Annotated in this window: 12 protein-coding genes and 1 pseudogene; 10 read left to right on the top strand and 3 right to left on the bottom strand. The window is 56.9% G+C overall.

Features of this window, described 5'->3' with window-relative positions; all coding sequences use genetic code 11:
- Positions 1 to 28: 28 nt before the first annotated feature.
- From cydC to trxB, 3 genes are all read right to left on the bottom strand, one after another.
- Positions 29 to 1,750 carry a cysteine/glutathione ABC transporter ATP-binding protein/permease CydC gene (gene cydC / locus IM317_RS16975; RefSeq protein WP_033145081.1) on the bottom strand — a complete coding sequence of 574 codons (1,722 nt, stop codon included), beginning with the start codon at positions 1,748 to 1,750 and terminating at the stop codon, positions 29 to 31.
- The gene (gene cydD / locus IM317_RS16970) at positions 1,750 to 3,516 is read right to left on the bottom strand and encodes a cysteine/glutathione ABC transporter permease/ATP-binding protein CydD (protein WP_033145082.1); all 1,767 of its coding nucleotides are present in this window, start codon (positions 3,514 to 3,516) and stop codon (positions 1,750 to 1,752) included. Before cydD ends, cydC begins: the two co-directional genes overlap by 1 nt.
- Before the next feature lie 114 nt (positions 3,517 to 3,630).
- The gene (gene trxB / locus IM317_RS16965) at positions 3,631 to 4,599 is read right to left on the bottom strand and encodes a thioredoxin-disulfide reductase (RefSeq protein WP_023616696.1); all 969 of its coding nucleotides are present in this window, start codon (positions 4,597 to 4,599) and stop codon (positions 3,631 to 3,633) included.
- Positions 4,600 to 5,143: 544 nt separating this feature from the next.
- Here trxB and lrp point away from each other — a divergent pair.
- From lrp to IM317_RS16915, 10 genes and pseudogenes are all read left to right on the top strand, one after another.
- Entirely contained in the window at positions 5,144 to 5,638 is a 495-nt protein-coding gene (gene lrp / locus IM317_RS16960) for a leucine-responsive transcriptional regulator Lrp (RefSeq protein WP_000228469.1), read from the top strand.
- Positions 5,639 to 5,773: 135 nt separating this feature from the next.
- Positions 5,774 to 9,475, top strand: a complete 3,702-nt coding sequence (locus IM317_RS16955) for a DNA translocase FtsK 4TM domain-containing protein (RefSeq protein ID WP_033145083.1) — start codon at positions 5,774 to 5,776, stop codon at positions 9,473 to 9,475.
- Positions 9,476 to 9,603: 128 nt separating this feature from the next.
- A complete protein-coding gene (gene lolA / locus IM317_RS16950; RefSeq protein ID WP_023310983.1) occupies positions 9,604 to 10,218 on the top strand; it encodes an outer membrane lipoprotein chaperone LolA in 615 nt (204 codons plus the stop codon).
- A gap of 9 nt (positions 10,219 to 10,227) precedes the next feature.
- On the top strand, positions 10,228 to 11,571 hold the full coding sequence (gene rarA / locus IM317_RS16945) for a replication-associated recombination protein RarA (RefSeq protein WP_033145084.1): 1,344 nt from the start codon (positions 10,228 to 10,230) through the stop codon (positions 11,569 to 11,571).
- Positions 11,572 to 11,663: 92 nt separating this feature from the next.
- A complete protein-coding gene (gene serS, locus IM317_RS16940) occupies positions 11,664 to 12,956 on the top strand; it encodes a serine--tRNA ligase (protein WP_008499983.1) in 1,293 nt (430 codons plus the stop codon).
- A gap of 211 nt (positions 12,957 to 13,167) precedes the next feature.
- Positions 13,168 to 15,612 carry a dimethylsulfoxide reductase subunit A gene (gene dmsA, locus IM317_RS16935; RefSeq protein WP_033145085.1) on the top strand — a complete coding sequence of 815 codons (2,445 nt, stop codon included), beginning with the start codon at positions 13,168 to 13,170 and terminating at the stop codon, positions 15,610 to 15,612.
- A gap of 10 nt (positions 15,613 to 15,622) precedes the next feature.
- Positions 15,623 to 16,241, top strand: a pseudogene (locus IM317_RS16930) (DMSO/selenate family reductase complex B subunit).
- 1 nt (position 16,242) lies between these two features.
- On the top strand, positions 16,243 to 17,106 hold the full coding sequence (locus IM317_RS16925; protein WP_033145086.1) for a dimethyl sulfoxide reductase anchor subunit family protein: 864 nt from the start codon (positions 16,243 to 16,245) through the stop codon (positions 17,104 to 17,106).
- A gap of 275 nt (positions 17,107 to 17,381) precedes the next feature.
- Positions 17,382 to 18,530, top strand: coding sequence for an MFS transporter (locus IM317_RS16920; protein WP_033145087.1), 1,149 nt, complete (start codon positions 17,382 to 17,384; stop codon positions 18,528 to 18,530).
- 123 nt (positions 18,531 to 18,653) lie between these two features.
- The gene (locus IM317_RS16915; RefSeq protein ID WP_023310990.1) at positions 18,654 to 19,175 is read left to right on the top strand and encodes an anti-virulence regulator CigR family protein; all 522 of its coding nucleotides are present in this window, start codon (positions 18,654 to 18,656) and stop codon (positions 19,173 to 19,175) included.
- Positions 19,176 to 19,206: the final 31 nt, after the last annotated feature.

Raw genomic sequence — 19,206 nt, 5'->3', positions numbered from 1 at the left:
ACGCGAGTAAGGACGCTACAAATATAGTCTACAGACGCTGTTTAAACTGGTAGTAGCGACCCTGTTTCGCCAACAGCTCTGCGTGACTACCTTGCTCAATAATGTGTCCGTTGTCCATCACAATTATCCGATCAAAACTCGCCAGTCCGCGCAGGCGGTGTGTGACCATCAGCACGGTTTTGCCGGTCATGACATTCGCCAGCAAATCAAGGATTTGGCTCTCGGTGGTGGCATCCAGCCCCTCGGTGGGTTCGTCGAGCAGCATCAGCGGCGCATCGTGCAGCAGCGCGCGCGCAATTGCCAGACGGCGCAGTTCACCGCCGGACAGCTGACGGCCGCCTTCGCCCAGCCAGCTGTTTAGCCCGTCGTCCTCAAGCAGTTTTTGCAGTCCGACCTGCTCCAGCACGGCGCGAAGCGCATCATCAGAGGCCTCTGGCGCGGCCAGCAGCAGGTTATCGCGCAGTGTGGCGCTAAACAGATGCACGCGCTGCGGAACGACGCTCACCGTCTTGCGCAGGGCCTGCTCGCTGAAATCAGTCAGCAACGTGTTATTAAAACGAATCTGGCCGCGCTGCGGATCCCAGGCGCGGGTCAGCAACTGCAGCAGCGTCGATTTACCGCAGCCGGTACGGCCGAGGATCGCCATCCGCTGTCCTGCATTAACAGAAAGGTTGATACCGTCCAGCGCGTTCTGCGCCTGTTTGTTATAGGCGAAGGTGACATCTTCAAGCGTCAGCGCAACCTGCTCTGGTACCGCGGTCTGCCCGGCACTGAACGTGACTTCAGGCTCCTGCTCGGCAATCTGCGTGATGCGCAGGGCAGAGGCGATCACCTGGCCCAGATGCTGGAAGGCGCCCGTTACCGGGGCCAGCGCCTCAAACGCCGCCAGCGCGCAGAAGACGAAAAGGGCAATAAGAGGACCCGGCTGTGAATTCCCCCCGACATCGCCGGAAGCCAGCCACAGCATGGCAATCACCGCCACGCCGCCGATTAACATCATCAGCGCCTGAGAAAAGGCCGTCAGCTCCGACTGGCGGCGCTGGGCCTCATGCCAGTTAAGCTCCGTACTTTCCATGCGGGCGCGATAGCGCTTGCTGGCGCCAAAAATCGTCAGCTCTGCCTGCCCCTGAAGCCAGGAGGTGAGCTGCTGGCGGTAGTCTCCGCGCAGGCGCGTCAGGTTTTCCCCGGTGGATTTCCCGGCGCGGTAAAACAGCGGCGGCAGAATGATGAGCGTCAGCAGCATGATCCCGCCCAGCGTCAGCGCAACGGAAACATCCAGAACAGACAGCCCCAGCGTGACCACCACAATCACCACAAACGCGCCCACGATCGGGGAAATCACGCGCAGGTAAAGGTGATCCAGCGTGTCGACATCCGCAACGACACGGTTAAGTAACTCACCCTGACGAAAACGCGCCAGCCCGGCAGGGGAGAGGGGCAGCAGTTTGCTGAAGGTGTAGATGCGCAGGTGCTGCAGCACGCGGAAAGTGGCGTCGTGGCTGACCAGGCGTTCGAAATAGCGTCCGGCAGTCCGCGTGATGGCGGTACCGCGAACACCCGCAGCCGGGAGCATATAGTTGAAGCTGTATAAACCGGCAAAGCCCGCGACGGCCGAGGCCGACAGGAACCAGCCGGAAAGCGTGAGCAGGCCAATGCTGGCGAGCAGCGTGACAATCGCCAGCACAATCCCCAGCGTCAGCATCCATTTGTGGCGTTTATAGAGCGCAAGATAAGGCAGCAGAGCACGCATCAGATGTCCTCCTGACGGTTCGCCAGCAGGGCGGCAAACGGTCCCTGGGCGGCAACGAGAGAGGCGTAATCGCCTTGCTCAACAATACGGCCGTTCTCCATGACCCAGATCTGGTCCCAGTCGGCAATCCCCTCCAGCTGATGGGTAACCATCAGGGTGGTTTGCTGCCGGGAGGCGGCGTTCAGGGCCTCCATTACGCGCTGCTCGCTGTGGGCATCCAGGCTGGCGGCGGGCTCATCCAGCAGCATCAGCTGACAAGGATTCAACAACGCGCGGGCAACGGCCACGCGCTGCGCCTGTCCGACCGACAGCCCGGCGGACTGGTCGCCGACCACGGTATCTACACCTTGCGGGAGCAGGGGCAGAAACTCGCTGACCCAGGCGCGGTCGAGCACCGACTGCAGTTCATCTTCACGCGCGTCCGGGCGCGCCAGCAGGACGTTTTCACGCAGCGTAGAGGCTGGAAGCTGCGGGTTTTGTCCTACCCAACTGAGCTGTTTACGCCAGGCGTCTGGATCGAGGTTACGCAGTTCGGTTTTGTTGATCCGCAGTGAACCCGTGTAGGTCATAAAGCCGGATAGCGCATTCAGCAGAGAACTTTTACCGGAACCGCTGGTGCCGACGAGCACCACCCGTTGTCCGGCAGGTAAGGTAAAGTTCAGCGGACCCGCGAGCACTTTGCCTTCGGGTGACAGAATAGAAAAGTCCTGCGCTTCAATCGTCACGGGGTCTTTAGCATTCAGCGTCACGTCACCCCGCTCCGGGTGTGCCAGCGGCGTTTCCAGGAATGTTTTCAGGCTATCGGCTGCGCCAACCGCCTGCGCTTTGGCGTGATAGAAGGTCCCCAGATCGCGAAGCGGCTGGAAAAACTCCGGGGCCAGGATCAGCGCCAGGAACCCGGCAGAAAGGGTCACCGCCGTGCCGTAATGGCCGAAATCCAGCGCGCCAAGGTAGGAGAAGCCAAAGTAGACCGCCACGAGGGCAATCGACAGCGAGGTAAAGAATTCCAGTACGCCGGAAGACAAGAAGGCGAGGCGTAACACTTCCATGGTGCGCTGACGGAAGTCCTGCGATGCCTGGCGAATATTTTCGGTTTCCGCTTCACCGCGGCCAAAAATGCGTAACGTCTCCATGCCGCGAAGACGATCGAGGAAATGACCGCTCAGGCGACCCAGTGCCAGGAAGTTACGGCGGTTGGCATCCGCTGCACCCATGCCGACCAGCGCCATAAACAGCGGGATCAGCGGGGCGGTGCCCATCAGAATCAGCGCAGCCATCCAGTTCACCGGGAAGATGGCGATCACGATCAGCAGCGGAACGAAGACGGCAAGGGCCATTTGCGGCAGATAGCGCGCATAGTAGTCGTGCATATCGTCAATCTGCTCAAGGATCAGCGTCGCCCAGCTACCGGCCGGTTTACCCTGGATCCACGCGGGCCCGGCTTCCTGAAGACGATCGAGCACCTGACGACGGATCTCGTAGCGGATGTGCTGTCCGGCGTGAAAACCGACGCGCTCACGCAGCCACACCACCCAGGCGCGCAGGATAAAAATCAGGATCAGGACAATAAAAGGCAGCAACAGCGCTTCGCGCGGGATGTTCTCCATGATCATGTGATTAAGAATGCGGGCCAGCAGCCATGCCTGGGCAACAATCAACAGACCGCTAACGAACCCCAGGAGACGGGAAATCGTAAGCCAGCGGCGGGAAATAACGCTTTGCTGTTTCAGCCAGCGTGTTAACTCTTGTTGACGGGTTTTTTCCATTGCGTACTTTGCAGGTGACGTTATTAGAAATTGGGCAGCGCAATGTTACAACGGGGAGACAATAAAGGCGACTTATCGCCGCCTTTATTTACGTTTGTTACTGACTTGTAAAGATTATTTACCTTGTTCAGCCAGTCCATCGAGGTAGCGTTCAGCGTCCAGAGCGGCCATACAGCCGGTGCCCGCAGAGGTAATCGCCTGACGATAAATGTGGTCCATCACGTCGCCAGCCGCGAACACGCCCGGGATGCTGGTCTGGGTCGCATTACCGTGAATGCCGGACTGCACTTTGATGTAGCCGTTTTCCAGCTCCAGCTGACCGTCGAAGATCGCGGTGTTCGGGCTGTGACCGATCGCCACGAACAGACCCGCCACTTCAAGCGTTTCGACGTTATCGGTGTTCTGGGTATCACGGATACGCAGACCGGCAACGCCCATCTGGTCGCCCGTCACCTCTTCCAGGGTACGGTTGGTGTGCAGCACGATGTTGCCGCTGGCCACTTTATCCATCAGACGTTTGATCAGGATCTTCTCCGCGCGGAAGGTTTCGCGACGGTGGATCAGGTGCACTTCAGAGGCAATGTTCGCCAGGTAGAGCGCTTCTTCCACTGCGGTGTTGCCGCCGCCGATGACCGCGACTTTCTGATTACGGTAGAAGAAACCGTCACAGGTTGCGCAGGCAGAGACGCCGCGGCCTTTGAACGCTTCTTCAGATGGCAGACCGAGGTAACGGGCAGAGGCGCCGGTGGCAACGATCAGCGCGTCACAGGTGTATTCGCCGCTGTCGCCCGTCAGGCGGAACGGACGGTTCTGCAGATCGACCTTATTGATGTGGTCGAACAGAATTTCAGTTTCGAATTTAGCGGCATGCTCGTGCATACGTTCCATCAGCAGCGGCCCGGTCAGGTCGTTCGGGTCCCCTGGCCAGTTTTCCACTTCGGTGGTGGTGGTTAGCTGACCGCCTTTTTCCATGCCGGTGATGAGTACCGGGTGCAGGTTAGCGCGTGCAGCATAGACCGCTGCGGTATATCCCGCAGGTCCAGAACCAAGGATTAGCAGCTTACTGTGTTTGGCCGTGCCCATGAGATCCCCATTGTTGTTGGCAGACATTTGGCTGGATTGTAGGGAATTTGTTGTCGTAAAAAAAGAGCGCAGCAATTTTGATATCAATCTGTGTAATAGCCACGAGCGATGAATGAGGCGCTATAACATCACGCTTTCGCCTGAAAACCGGTCGTTTGTAAGGCAATAAAATGAGGATTAATACCCTGCCGTAATGAATATCCGGCATGTTGTACTAAAAAACGATGTTTTGCTTTGACAATCCCCTGCGCTTTTGCGAAAACATTCAAGGAAGAAAAAAAACCGCGTTAACCGTATGCCGCATAGGCATGCACGTAAATGCCATTTTTACCGGGTCAGTGAAATCTACGCATGGCGTGGACAGACGCCATACGTGATGTCGGTGACTGCCTTCGGGCAACGGTCTTCTTACCAACAGAACCCGAATCCGCATCGCGTCTAATACAAAACCAGGCGATGTGATGACTAACGGGTACAGGCTCTGAACAGTGATGTGCACAGGGTCCAGGCAGGAGTAGGGAAGGAATACAGAGAGACAATAATAATGGTAGATAGCAAGAAGCGCCCTGGCAAAGATCTCGACCGTATCGATCGTAACATTCTTAATGAATTGCAAAAGGATGGGCGTATTTCCAACGTCGAGCTTTCAAAACGTGTGGGACTTTCCCCGACGCCGTGCCTTGAGCGTGTGCGCCGACTGGAAAGACAGGGTTTCATTCAGGGCTATACTGCTCTGCTGAACCCGCATTATCTGGATGCCTCACTTCTGGTATTTGTTGAGATTACTCTGAATCGTGGTGCGCCGGATGTGTTTGAGCAATTTAACGCCGCTGTACAAAAACTTGAAGAAATTCAAGAGTGTCATCTGGTATCCGGTGATTTCGACTACCTGTTGAAAACCCGTGTGCCTGATATGTCCGCCTACCGTAAGCTGCTGGGGGAAACCCTGCTGCGTCTGCCAGGCGTGAACGACACCCGTACATATGTGGTGATGGAAGAGGTCAAACAGAGCAATCGTCTGGTTATTAAGACGCGCTAACACGGAACAGGTGCAAAATCAGCGTAGTTTGATTACACTCCTGTTAATCCATACAGCAACAGTGCCGGGGAGTCCCGGCGCTGTTGTCCGTTTTAGCAAAAAGGCAGGATATGCCTGATACCTGGAGAGCCTTTTTTGAGCCAGGAATACACTGAAGACAAAGAAGTCACACTATCGAAGCTAAGCAGCGGACGTCGTCTCCTCGAGGCTTTGCTGATTGTTATTGCCCTTTTTGCCGTCTGGCTGATGGCAGCCTTACTCAGTTTCAACCCCTCAGATCCCAGCTGGTCACAAACTGCATGGCATGAGCCTATCCATAATTTAGGCGGTGTCCCCGGTGCCTGGCTTGCGGACACGCTGTTCTTCATTTTCGGTGTGATGGCCTACACCCTTCCCGTCATTATCATTGGCGGATGCTGGTTTGCGTGGCGTCATCGTCAGAACGATGATTACATCGACTATTTTGCCGTGTCGCTGCGCCTGATTGGCGCGCTGGCGCTGATCCTCACCTCGTGCGGGCTGGCGGCAATCAATGCGGATGATATCTGGTACTTCGCCTCTGGCGGAGTGATCGGCAGTTTACTCAGTTCTGCGCTGCAGCCGATGCTGCACAGCAGCGGCGGCACGCTGGCGCTGCTCTGCATCTGGGCGGCCGGGCTGACGCTGTTTACCGGCTGGTCCTGGGTGAGCATTGCTGAGAAGATCGGAAGTTTTATCCTCACCATTCTGACTTTCGCCAGCAACCGTACCCGCCGTGACGATACGTGGGTTGATGAAGACGAATACGAAGATGAAGAGGAAGATGACGCGCCTGTGCAGCGTCGCGAGTCTCGTCGTGCGCGTATTTTGCGCGGCGCGCTGGCGCGTCGTCAGCGTGTTGCAGAGAAATTTGCCAACCCGCTGGGTCGTAAAACTGATGCGGCGCTCTTCTCCGGTAAACGCATGGATGAAGACGAGCAGGTGGCGTATCGCGCTGCGGGTGTCGCCGTCGATCCTGACGATGTGCTCTTCTCCGGCAGCCGGGCCACTCCGGGTGACTTCGACGAATACGATCCGCTGTTAAATGGCCATTCGGTTACCGAGCCGGTTGCAGCCGCCGCAGCCGCGACGACCGCTGCGCAGGCGTATGCCGCGCCTGTCGACGCCGTGATGCCATCCGCGCCGGTTTCGCCGCCGGAATCCGTTATTCAGCAGCCTCAGGTTGACTGGCAGACTGCGCCAGGCGTTCACACGCCGGAGCCGGTTATCGCGCCTGAACCTGAAAGCTACATCCCTGTGCAGCAGGAGCAGTGGCAGCAGCCATATCAGCCGCCGCAGCCTGCGTATGAACCGCAAGAGTCCCCGCACTATGAACAGCCTGTGGCCCAACCTTATCAGGAGTATGTGCCTGAACCGGTTGAACCTGTGCAGCCTTATGTAGAGCCGCAGCCTGAACCTGAAATCGTGGAAGAGGTAAAACCCTCTCGTCCACCAATGTACTATTTTGAAGAAGTTGAAGAGCGTCGTGCGCGTGAACGCGAGCAGCTGGCGGCCTGGTACCAGCCTGTGCCTGAACCGGTGCAGGAGCCGGTGACGAAAGCGCCTTCTGTTTCCGTTCCACCGATCGACCCGACGCCTGCAGTCGCACCCGTAGCGGAAAGCGTGAAGCAGGCTACCGCGGCCGCTGCCGTGGCTGCACCTGTCTTTAGCCTGGCAACAGGGGGCGCGCCACGTCCTCAGGTGAAGGAGGGGATTGGTCCGCAACTGCCTCGCCCTAACCGCGTTCGCGTTCCAACCCGCCGTGAGCTTGCCTCTTATGGCATCAAGCTGCCTTCCCAGCGTATGGCGGAAGAGAAAGCGCGCGAGCCTGAGTACGAAGATGACGCCGATGAAATGCAGCAGGACGAGCTGGCCCGTCAGTTCGCCGCGCAGCAGAATCAGCGCTACGGTAATGAATACCAGCACGATGAACCTATGCTGGAAGACGAAGAGGACGCGGCTGAAGCAGAACTGGCGCGCCAGTTTGCCGCCACCCAGCAGCAGCGCTATTCAGGTGAACAACCGGCTGGTGCAAATCCGTTCTCGCTGTCTGATTTTGAATTCTCGCCGATGAAGGATCTGGTGGATGATGGCCCTAGCGAGCCTTTATTTATCCCGAGCGTGATGCCGGAAGCGGAGCCTGTGCGCCAGCAGCCGGCACCACAGGCCTACGCGCAGCCGCAGCAGCCTGTTCAGCAGCCGTATGCGCAGCCGCATCAACCTGTTCAGCAACCGCAGCAGCCACCGCAGTTCCAGCAGCCTGCGCCTCAGCCGCAGGAAAGCCTGATTCACCCGCTGCTGATGCGTAACGGTGACAGCCGTCCGCTGCAGCGTCCAAGCACTCCGCTGCCGTCGCTGGATCTGTTAACGCCTCCGCCGTCAGAAGTGGAGCCGGTCGATACCTTCGCGCTGGAGCAGATGGCGCGTCTGGTTGAAGCGCGTCTGGCTGACTTCCGCATCAAAGCGGACGTGGTGAACTACTCACCGGGTCCTGTGATCACCCGTTTTGAACTGAACCTGGCGCCCGGCGTTAAAGCCGCGCGTATTTCCAACCTGTCCCGCGACCTGGCGCGTTCTCTCTCGACCGTTGCGGTACGTGTGGTGGAAGTGATACCGGGCAAACCGTACGTTGGCCTTGAGCTGCCGAACAAGAAACGTCAGACCGTCTACCTGCGTGAAGTGTTGGATAACACCAAATTCCGGGATAACCCATCTCCGCTGACGGTGGTGCTGGGTAAAGATATCGCTGGCGATCCGGTAGTCGCGGATCTCGCCAAAATGCCTCACCTGCTGGTAGCGGGTACCACAGGTTCCGGTAAGTCTGTTGGTGTGAACGCCATGATCCTCAGCATGCTCTATAAAGCGCAGCCGGAAGATGTGCGTTTCATTATGATCGACCCGAAAATGCTCGAACTGTCGGTCTACGAAGGCATCCCGCATTTGCTGACCGAAGTGGTCACCGATATGAAGGACGCCGCCAACGCCCTGCGCTGGAGCGTCAACGAGATGGAACGCCGCTACAAGCTGATGTCTGCGTTGGGCGTGCGTAACCTGGCCGGTTATAACGAGAAAATTGCCCAGGCAGTGCGCATGGGGCGTCCGATCCCGGATCCTTACTGGAAGCCGGGTGACAGCATGGATGCCCAGCATCCGGTGCTGGAAAAACTGCCTTATATCGTCGTGCTGGTCGATGAATTCGCTGACCTGATGATGACCGTCGGTAAGAAAGTAGAAGAGCTGATTGCCCGTCTGGCGCAGAAAGCGCGTGCGGCCGGTATTCACCTTGTGCTGGCGACCCAGCGTCCTTCCGTGGACGTGATCACTGGTCTTATCAAAGCGAACATCCCGACGCGTATCGCCTTTACCGTATCCAGTAAAATTGACTCCCGTACCATTCTTGACCAGGGCGGCGCAGAGTCGCTGCTGGGTATGGGTGACATGCTCTATTCCGGCCCGAACTCCACCTCTCCGGTGCGTGTCCACGGTGCGTTCGTCCGCGATGAGGAAGTTCACGCCGTCGTGCAGGACTGGAAAGCGCGCGGTCGTCCGCAATACGTTGACGGTATTACCAGCGACACGGAAAGCGAAGGCGGCGGCGGTGGCTTCGACGGCGGCGAAGAGCTGGATCCGTTATTCGATCAGGCGGTTAACTTCGTTACCGAAAAACGCAAAGCGTCCATCTCTGGCGTGCAGCGTCAGTTCCGCATCGGCTATAACCGCGCGGCGCGCATCATCGAGCAGATGGAAGCGCAGGGCATTGTGAGCGAGCAGGGGCATAACGGTAACCGCGAGGTGCTGGCACCGCCGCCGTTTGATTAACCTTCAGCGATTGCAAAGAAGGGTAAATCAGCCAAAATTAAGCATTTTCTTCTGTCGCCTGCCTTCGGGCAGGTCCAGAATAGAAGACGGAAACCCCATATCGGGAAGACGTATTTTAAGGAATAACAATGAAAAAAATCGCCATCGCCTGTGCATTACTCACCAGTTTTGTCGCCAGCAGCGTCTGGGCTGATGCAGCCAGCGACCTTAAAAGCCGACTGGATAAAGTAAGCAGCTTCCACGCCAGCTTCACGCAAAAAGTGACTGACGGCAGCGGCAACGCGGTGCAGGAAGGTCAGGGAGATTTGTGGGTAAAACGCCCAAATCTGTTCAACTGGCACATGACCCAGCCGGATGAGAGCATCCTGGTCTCTGACGGCAAAACCTTATGGTTCTTCAACCCGTTCGTTGAGCAGGCAACGGCGACCTGGCTGAAAGATGCCACCAGCAATACGCCTTTTATGCTGATTGCCCGTAACCAGTCCAGCGACTGGCAGCAGTACAATATTAAACAGACGGGTGACGAGTTTGTCCTGACGCCGAAAGGCAGTAACGGCAACCTGAAGCAGTTCACCATTAACGTAAGCACCAACGGTACGATTAATCAGTTTGGCGCGGTTGAGCAGGACGATCAGCGCAGCAGCTACCAGCTCAAGTCTCAGCAAAACGGCGCCGTTGATGCATCGAAATTCACCTTTACCCCGCCGCAGGGCGTAACGGTGGACGACCAACGCAATAAGTAAGAGGCGTGAGTGGGCAATCTGTCGCTCGATTTTTCAGATAACGCGTTTCAACCTCTGGCCGCCCGTATGCGGCCAGAAAATTTAGCGCAGTACATCGGCCAGCAACATCTGCTGGCTGCCGGTAAGCCATTGCCGCGCGCCATTGAGGCCGGGCATCTTCACTCCATGATCCTCTGGGGCCCCCCGGGCACCGGAAAGACCACGCTTGCAGAAGTTATCGCCCGCTATGCCAACGCGGACGTTGAACGTATCTCGGCGGTCACCTCCGGCGTGAAAGAGATCCGCGAGGCGATCGAGCGTGCGCGGCAGAACCGCAACGCCGGGCGGCGTACCATCCTCTTCGTGGACGAAGTCCACCGCTTCAACAAGAGCCAGCAGGATGCCTTCCTGCCGCATATTGAAGACGGCACGATCTTCTTCATCGGTGCGACCACCGAAAACCCATCGTTTGAACTGAACTCGGCGCTGCTTTCCCGCGCGCGCGTTTACCTGCTCAAATCGCTCACCACCGAGGATATCGAAAAGGTTCTCACCCAGGCGATGGACGACAAAGCGCGCGGCTACGGCGGGCAGGATATCGTTCTGCCTGACGACACGCGTCGTGCGATTGCCGAGCTGGTCAACGGTGATGCGCGGCGTGCGCTGAACACGCTGGAAATGATGGCCGATATGGCCGAAATCGACGATGCCGGGAAGCGGGTGCTGAAACCGGAACTGCTCACCGAGATTGCGGGGGAGCGCAGCGCGCGTTTCGATAACAAAGGCGACCGTTTTTACGACCTGATCTCGGCGCTGCATAAGTCCGTGCGCGGCAGCGCGCCGGATGCGGCGCTTTACTGGTACGCGCGCATTATCACTGCGGGCGGCGATCCTTTATATGTCGCGCGTCGCTGTCTGGCGATTGCGTCAGAAGATGTCGGCAATGCCGATCCTCGCGCCATGCAGGTTGCGCTGTCGGCCTGGGACTGCTTCACCCGCGTTGGACCTGCGGAAGGCGAACGTGCCATTGCGCAGGCGATTGTTTATCTGGCCTGCGCGCCGAAAAGCAATGCGGTTTATACCGCCTTTAAAGCGGCGATGTCCGACGCGCGTGAACGTCCTGACTACGATGTGCCGGTTCACCTGCGTAACGCGCCGACCAAACTGATGAAAGAGATGGGGTATGGGCAGGAGTACCGTTACGCTCATGATGAACCCAATGCCTACGCTGCCGGGGAGGAATATTTCCCGCAGGAGATGGCACAAACGCGCTATTATCACCCCACAAACAGAGGTCTTGAAGGCAAGATTGGTGAAAAGCTCACCTGGCTCGCCGGACAGGATCAAAATAGCCCCATAAAACGCTACCGTTAGTTCAATCGTTGCGGTAATGTTGGCAATGTATCCTTGTGGCCGCAGGCTGTGGTCACATTTTCCTATTTTAATTCGATAAGCACAGGATAAGCATGCTCGATCCCAATCTGCTGCGTAATGAGCCAGACGCAGTCGCTGAAAAACTGGCACGCCGGGGCTTTAAGCTGGATGTAGATAAGCTGCGCGCTCTCGAAGAGCGTCGTAAAGTTCTGCAGGTACAAACTGAAAATCTGCAGGCAGAGCGTAACTCTCGATCGAAATCCATCGGCCAGGCGAAAGCGCGCGGGGAAGATATTGAGCCATTACGCCTGGAAGTGAACAAACTGGGTGAAGAACTGGATCAGGCAAAAGCTGAGCTGGACGTTCTTCAGGCCGAGATTCGTGATATTGCCCTGGCTATCCCGAATATTCCTGACGACAGCGTGCCTGTCGGCAAAGATGAAAACGACAACGTTGAAGTGAAACGCTGGGGTACGCCTCGTGAGTTTGACTTCGAAGTGCGCGATCACGTGACGCTGGGCGAAATGCACGCGGGCCTGGACTTTGCGGCAGCGGTTAAGCTGACCGGCTCCCGTTTTGTGGTGATGAAAGGCCAGATTGCCCATCTGCACCGCGCGCTGGCGCAGTTCATGCTGGATCTGCACACCGAGCAGCATGGCTACAGCGAAACCTACGTGCCGTATCTGGTCAACCACGATACGCTGTACGGTACGGGCCAGCTGCCGAAATTTGCCGGCGATCTGTTCCATACCCGTCCGCTTGACGAGGAAGCAGACAGCAGCAACTACGCGCTGATCCCAACCGCTGAAGTGCCGCTGACTAACCTCGTGCGTGATGAGATCATCGATGAAGACGATCTGCCAATTAAGCTGACGGCACATTCACCGTGCTTCCGTTCTGAAGCAGGTTCTTACGGTCGCGACACGCGCGGTCTGATCCGTATGCACCAGTTCGACAAAGTTGAGATGGTGCAGATCGTCCGCCCTGAAGAGTCCATGGACGCGCTGGAAGAGATGACCGGCCACGCTGAGAAAGTGCTGGAGCTGCTGGGCCTGCCGTACCGTCGTATGGCCCTGTGCACCGGTGATATGGGCTTTGGCGCCTGCAAAACCTTCGATCTGGAAGTGTGGGTGCCTGCTCAGAACACCTATCGTGAGATCTCCTCCTGCTCTAACGTCTGGGATTTCCAGGCGCGTCGTATGCAGGCACGCTGCCGCAGCAAATCTGACAAGAAAACCCGTCTGGTGCATACCCTGAATGGTTCTGGTCTGGCTGTGGGCCGTACGCTGGTTGCCGTGCTGGAAAACTACCAGCAGGCAGACGGTCGTATTGAGATCCCTGAAGTGCTGCGTCCATACATGAAAGGCCAGCAGTACATCGGCTAATTCTTTGCCTCACAACAAAAAAGCGCCTTTGGGCGCTTTTTTTATGCCTCTGAATTGACACGACGCAATACCCCCTCCCTCTAAAGTAGTAATACTCCTCCGAATGAAAGTCAGCATAAAAAGCTGATTACGTAAAAATTCGTTGTATATAAAACTACATAGCGGTTTGCGCCGCCACTCTTTTCTTTGTGAGCAACCAAAGTGAGTCTCTATGAAAATCAACGCGCCTGAAGCATTAATGGCTGCCGAGGTCACTCGCCGTGGGTTGATGAAAACCACGGCAATAGGCGGCCTGGCCGTAGCCAGCAGCGCCTTCACGCTTCCTTTTACCCGACTGGCCTCAGCGGCTGATGCACTATCCCCAGCCTCAGCTCCGGAAAAAGTGGTGTGGAGTGCCTGTACCGTAAACTGCGGTAGCCGTTGTCCGCTGCGTATGCACGTGGTGGATGGCGAAATAAAATATGTCGAAACCGACAATACCGGGGACGATAACTATGAAGGGTTACATCAGGTTCGTGCCTGTTTGCGCGGCCGCTCAATGCGTCGTCGCGTGTATAATCCGGACCGCCTGAAATATCCGATGAAGCGCGTCGGTAAGCGTGGGGAAGGGAAGTTCGAGCGGATTAGCTGGGATGAAGCCTACGACATTATCGCCACCAATATGCAGCGCCTTATCAAAGAGTACGGCAACGAATCCATCTACCTGAACTACGGCACTGGGACGCTCGGCGGTACGCTGACCCGCTCCTGGCCACCGGGTAAAACGCTGGTGGCACGCCTGATGAACTGTTGCGGCGGTTATCTCAACCACTACGGCGACTACTCATCGGCGCAGATTGCTGCGGGCCTGAACTATACCTACGGCGGCTGGGCGGACGGCAACAGCCCGTCCGATATCGAAAACAGTAAGTTGGTCGTCCTGTTCGGTAACAACCCGGGCGAAACCCGCATGAGCGGCGGCGGGGTAACCTATTACCTCGAACAGGCCCGCGCCAAATCCAATGCCCGCATGATCATTATCGATCCGCGCTATACCGACACCGGCGCCGGACGTGAAGATGAGTGGATCCCAATCCGTCCGGGTACCGATGCAGCGCTGGTCTCGGCGCTTGCGTGGGTAATGATCACAGAAAACCTCGTCGATCAGCCTTTCCTGGATAAATACTGCGTCGGCTATGACGAGAAAACCCTGCCAGCCAGCGCGCCTGCTAACGGTCATTACAAAGCCTATATTCTCGGGCAGGGCAGCGACGGCGTGGCGAAAACACCCGAGTGGGCGTCCACCATCACCGGTATTCCGCCCGAGCGTATCGTTCAGCTGGCGCGTGAGATTGGCTCGGCCAAACCGGCCTACATCAGCCAGGGCTGGGGACCGCAGCGCCATGCGAACGGCGAAATCGCGACCCGTGCCATCTCCATGCTCTCCATTCTGACCGGCAACGTCGGTATTCACGGCGGTAACACCGGCGCGCGTGAAGGCTCGTATGAAGTGCCGTTTGAACGTATGCCGACGCTGGATAACCCGGTTCAGACCAGCATCTCCATGTTTATGTGGACCGATGCGATCGAACGTGGTCCTGAAATGACCGCCCTGCGCGACGGTGTGCGCGGCAAGGACAAGCTGGACGTGCCGATCAAGATGATCTGGAACTATGCCGGTAACTGTCTCATCAACCAGCACTCCGAAATCAACCGCACCCATGAAATCCTGCAGGATGATAAGAAGTGCGAGATGATTGTGGTCATCGACTGCCACATGACCTCCTCGGCGAAATATGCCGATATCCTGCTGCCGGACTGCACGGCCTCTGAGCAGATGGATTTCGCGCTGGATGCCTCCTGCGGCAACATGTCCTACGTGATCTTTACCGACCAGGCGATTAAACCGCGCTTCGAGTGCAAAACCATTTATGAGATGACCTCTGAGCTGGCGAAACGTCTTGGCGTTGAGCAGCAGTTTACCGAGGGGCGTACACAGGAAGGTTGGATGCGCCATCTGCATGAACTCTCCCGTAAGGCGGTCCCTGACCTGCCTGATTTCGATACCTTCCGCAAGCAGGGTATGTACAAACAGCGCGATCCGGAAGGGCACCACGTGGCGTACAAAGCGTTCCGTGAAGACCCGCAGGCGAACCCGCTGACCACGCCGTCGGGCAAAATCGAAATCTACTCCGAAGAGCTGGCAAAAATCGCGTCGACCTGGGAGCTGCCGGAAGGGGACGTTATCGATCCGCTGCCGATCTACACGCCAGGTTTCGAGAACTATAACGATCCGCTGACGGCGAAATTCCCGCTGCAGCTGACCGGTTTCCACTACAAAGCGCGCGTGCACTCCACCTACGGTAACGTCGACGTACTCAAGGCCGCCTGCCGTCAGGAGATGTGGATCAATCCGATGGATGCCAAAGCACGCGGCATCAGCAATGGCGATCGCGTGCGTATCTTCAACGGCCGTGGCGAGGTGCACATTGAAGCTAAGGTGACACCGCGCATGATGCCTGGCGTGGTGGCGCTGGGGGAAGGGGCCTGGTACAGCCCTGATGCCAACCGCATCGACCAGGCGGGCAGTATTAACGTGCTGACCACGCAGCGTCCGTCGCCGCTGGCGAAGGGCAACCCATCCCACACAAACCTTGTCCAGGTTGAAAAGGTTTAAGGAGTAGCCGATGACAACCCAGTATGGATTTTTTATCGATTCCAGCCGTTGCACCGGGTGCAAAACCTGCGAGCTGGCCTGTAAAGATTACAAAGACCTGACTCCTGACGTCAGCTTCCGCCGTATTTACGAATACGCCGGGGGCGACTGGCAGGAAGATAACGGCGTCTGGCATCAGAACGTCTTTGCGTATTACCTGTCGATTGCCTGTAACCACTGTGAAGATCCGGCCTGCACCAAGGTCTGCCCGAGTGGGGCGATGCACAAGCGTGAAGACGGTTTTGTGGTGGTGGACGAAGATGTCTGCATCGGCTGCCGATACTGCCACATGGCGTGCCCGTACGGCGCGCCGCAGTACAACGCCGCCAAAGGTCATATGACCAAATGCGACGGTTGCCACACCCGCGTGGCGGACGGCAAAAAGCCGATTTGCGTCGAGTCCTGTCCGCTGCGCGCGCTGGACTTCGGCCCGATTGAAGAGCTGCGTCAAAAACACGGTCAGCTTGCCGCAGTGGCACCGCTGCCGTCTGCGCACTGTCACGAAGCCGAGCATTGTGATTAAACCTAACGCCAACAGCCGTCCTACAGGTGACACCACCGGCTACCTGGCAAATCCGAAGGAGGTGTGAGATGGGAAGTGGATGGCATGAATGGCCGCTGATGATCTTCACGGTCTTTGGCCAGTGCGTGGCGGGCGGTTTCATTGTGCTCGCGCTGGCGCTGTTAAAAGGGAACCTCAATGCCGAACAGCAGCAGCGTTTAGTGTTGAGCATGTTTGGCCTGTGGGTGCTGATGGGGATTGGCTTTATAGCCTCTACGCTGCACCTGGGTTCGCCGATGCGCGCGTTTAACTCTCTGAACCGCGTGGGGGCCTCTTCCCTCAGTAACGAGATTGCCAGCGGGGCAATTTTCTTTGCCGTCGGTGGGCTGGGCTGGCTACTGGCCGCTATGAAGAAGTTGCCTGCGGGTTTGCGCAGCCTGTGGCTGATCGTGACCATGGTGCTGGGCGTGGTGTTCGTGTGGATGATGGTGCGCGTCTATAACACCATCGATACCGTTCCAACCTGGTACAGCGTTTGGACGCCGATGAGCTTCTTCCTGACGATGTTTATCGGCGGGCCGCTGCTGGGCTACCTGCTGCTGCGCGTGGCGGGAGTAGACGGGTGGGCAATGCGTTTGCTGCCGGCTGTTTCGCTGCTGGCGCTGGTGGTGAGTGCGATGGTCGCCCTGATGCAGGGGGCAGAACTGGCAACCATTCACAGCTCTATCCAGCAGGCTTCTGCCCTGGTGCCGGACTACGGTTCTCTGATGGCCTGGCGCATCGTTCTGCTGGTCGCGGCGTTGGTATTCTGGATCGCTCCTCAGCTTAAAGGTTATCAGCCCGCGCTGCCGCTGCTGTCACTGGCCTTTGTGCTGGTCCTGGCGGGTGAACTGATTGGCCGCGGTGTGTTCTACGGGTTGCATATGACCGTTGGTATGGCTATCGCCAGTTAACGTTGCATTGAGTTATATCAAGCCGGGCCTGAGTGCCCGGCTTTTTCTTTTTTCGATCATGAAATTTTTCGACTGTCGTTTTGTTTTAATTTCGCCCATTAATAAATAAAAACAGACACATAATTAATATCTACAGCAGGCGTGGCATTAGCAGGATAAGTTTTTTAAATCGACAGGGAACATATTGTGCGAGGCGGCTAAATCAGTGGATTGACTTTGTTTTTGCCAGTGGCATGATGCGCACGAAATCTGAACTTCCTCACGGTTTTTAATCCATGACCACCTATACCCGGCCAGTGCTTCTGTTGCTCTGTGGCCTGCTTCTGTTGACCCTGGCGATCGCAGTGTTAAATACGCTCGTCCCGCTATGGCTCGCCCATGAAAACTTACCGACCTGGCAGGTGGGTATGGTCAGCTCGTCCTTTTTTACCGGGAACCTGCTGGGTACGCTAATGACCGGGAGCCTGATTAAGCGCTTTGGCTTTAATCGCAGCTATTATCTGGCTTCGCTGATTTTCGCCGCCGGGTGTGCCGGGCTGGGCCTGATGGTCGGCTTCTGGAGCTGGATGGCATGGCGCTTTATCGCAGGCGTAGGCTGCGCGATGATTTGGGTGGTGGTTGAAAGCGCGCTGATGTGCAGCGGCACTTCGCGCAACCGTGGACGCCTGCTGGCAGCCTATATGATGGTTTATTACGTCGGCACCGTGCTGGGTCAACTGATGGTCAGCAAGCTGCCAACCGATCTGATGAGCGTTCTGCCGTGGGTCACGGGCATGGTGCTGGCCGCGATCCTGCCGCTGCTCTTCACGCGCATTGTGAATCAGAACAGCGAGCATCAGGAAGCGACCCACGTCTGGCCGATGCTCAGACTCCGTCAGGCGCGTCTTGGCGTTAACGGCTGCATTATCTCGGGGATTGTACTGGGCTCGCTCTACGGCCTGATGCCGCTCTATCTAAATCATCAGGGCGTCAGCGATTCCGGAATTGGTTTCTGGATGGCGGTCATGGTGAGTGCGGGGATCGTCGGGCAGTGGCCGATTGGCCGACTGGCGGATCGTTTCGGCCGTCTGCTGGTGCTGCGCGTTCAGGTCTTTGTGGTCATCATGGGATGCCTTGCCATGCTCAGCAACGCCGCGATGGCGCCTGCGCTGTTTATTCTCGGGGCGGCCGGCTTTACGCTCTATCCGGTCGCGATGGCCTGGGCCTGTGAGAAAGTTGAACATCACCAGCTGGTGGCAATGAACCAGGCGCTGTTACTGAGCTATACCATCGGCAGCTTATTAGGGCCGACGTTTACCGCGATGCTGATGCAGAATTACTCTGATAACTTATTGTTTATCATGATCGCCAGCGTATCGTTTATTTATCTCTTAATGCTGCTGCGCAAAGTGGGAGAACACCCAACGCCTGTGGCTCATGCCTGATTAATTAAAAGCCTGTCGATGACAGGCTTTTTTGTCCCTGTCACAACTAAGAGTTTTACTTATTGTTTGTTTATTGCGCCAGGCGATAATTCATGTGAGTCCTACCACTATAAGGCAGCAATCATGTCTATTCGTCGTTTTTCCACTACCGCACTTGCCGTAGTGTTGTCTTTAACGTTTGCAACGGCTCCGGTCATGGCTAATCCTGGAAACGGGAATGGCGGTGGTCACGGAAACGGTGGCGGGCAAGGTAATGGCGGTAATCATGGTAACGGAAATTCTGGTAACCATGGCAATAAGCAAAATAACGGTCAGGATAACCCTGGAAAATCGGATAAAAGCTTTAAAAGCAGTAAAGATGTCGGTAACGATGTCGACGCTCGCGTGAGCTTCGATCATGCCCGCCATCTGGCGCTGAATTATGGCCTAACGGGCTATGACTCTCTGCCTCCGGGTATCGCGAAAAACCTGGCGCGCGGTAAACCGTTGCCTCCGGGCATTGCGAAGAAAACCGTGCCGGCCTCAATGCTGGGTCAGCTTCCTTCCTACCCTGGCTATGAATGGCGCGTGGTCGGAGACGACCTGGTCTTAATTGCGCTGAGTACAGCCATTGTGACGTCCGTTATTAACGGCGTCTTTAAATAGAATATAAAAAAGCCCGGTTTTCACCGGGCTT

This window comes from Enterobacter cloacae complex sp. S3 (genome assembly GCF_014930495.1).
Taxonomy (GTDB): domain Bacteria; phylum Pseudomonadota; class Gammaproteobacteria; order Enterobacterales; family Enterobacteriaceae; genus Enterobacter; species Enterobacter asburiae_B.
Note: the sequence above shows the minus strand (reverse complement) of the source record. Positions and strands in the feature narration are given on the sequence as shown.

Bases quoted from the DNA above. Each gene is read 5' to 3' on its own strand.
- cydC (WP_033145081.1), bottom strand. From the start codon at position 1,750: ATGCGTGCTCTGCTGCCTTATCTTGCGCTCTATAAACGCCACAAATGG.
- cydD (WP_033145082.1), bottom strand. From the start codon at position 3,516: ATGGAAAAAACCCGTCAACAAGAGTTAACACGCTGGCTGAAACAGCAA.
- trxB (WP_023616696.1), bottom strand. From the start codon at position 4,599: ATGGGCACGGCCAAACACAGTAAGCTGCTAATCCTTGGTTCTGGACCT.
- lrp (WP_000228469.1), top strand. From the start codon at position 5,144: ATGGTAGATAGCAAGAAGCGCCCTGGCAAAGATCTCGACCGTATCGAT.
- lolA (WP_023310983.1), top strand. From the start codon at position 9,604: ATGAAAAAAATCGCCATCGCCTGTGCATTACTCACCAGTTTTGTCGCC.
- serS (WP_008499983.1), top strand. From the start codon at position 11,664: ATGCTCGATCCCAATCTGCTGCGTAATGAGCCAGACGCAGTCGCTGAA.
- dmsA (WP_033145085.1), top strand. From the start codon at position 13,168: ATGAAAATCAACGCGCCTGAAGCATTAATGGCTGCCGAGGTCACTCGC.
- IM317_RS16925 (WP_033145086.1), top strand. From the start codon at position 16,243: ATGGGAAGTGGATGGCATGAATGGCCGCTGATGATCTTCACGGTCTTT.
- IM317_RS16920 (WP_033145087.1), top strand. From the start codon at position 17,382: ATGACCACCTATACCCGGCCAGTGCTTCTGTTGCTCTGTGGCCTGCTT.
- IM317_RS16915 (WP_023310990.1), top strand. From the start codon at position 18,654: ATGTCTATTCGTCGTTTTTCCACTACCGCACTTGCCGTAGTGTTGTCT.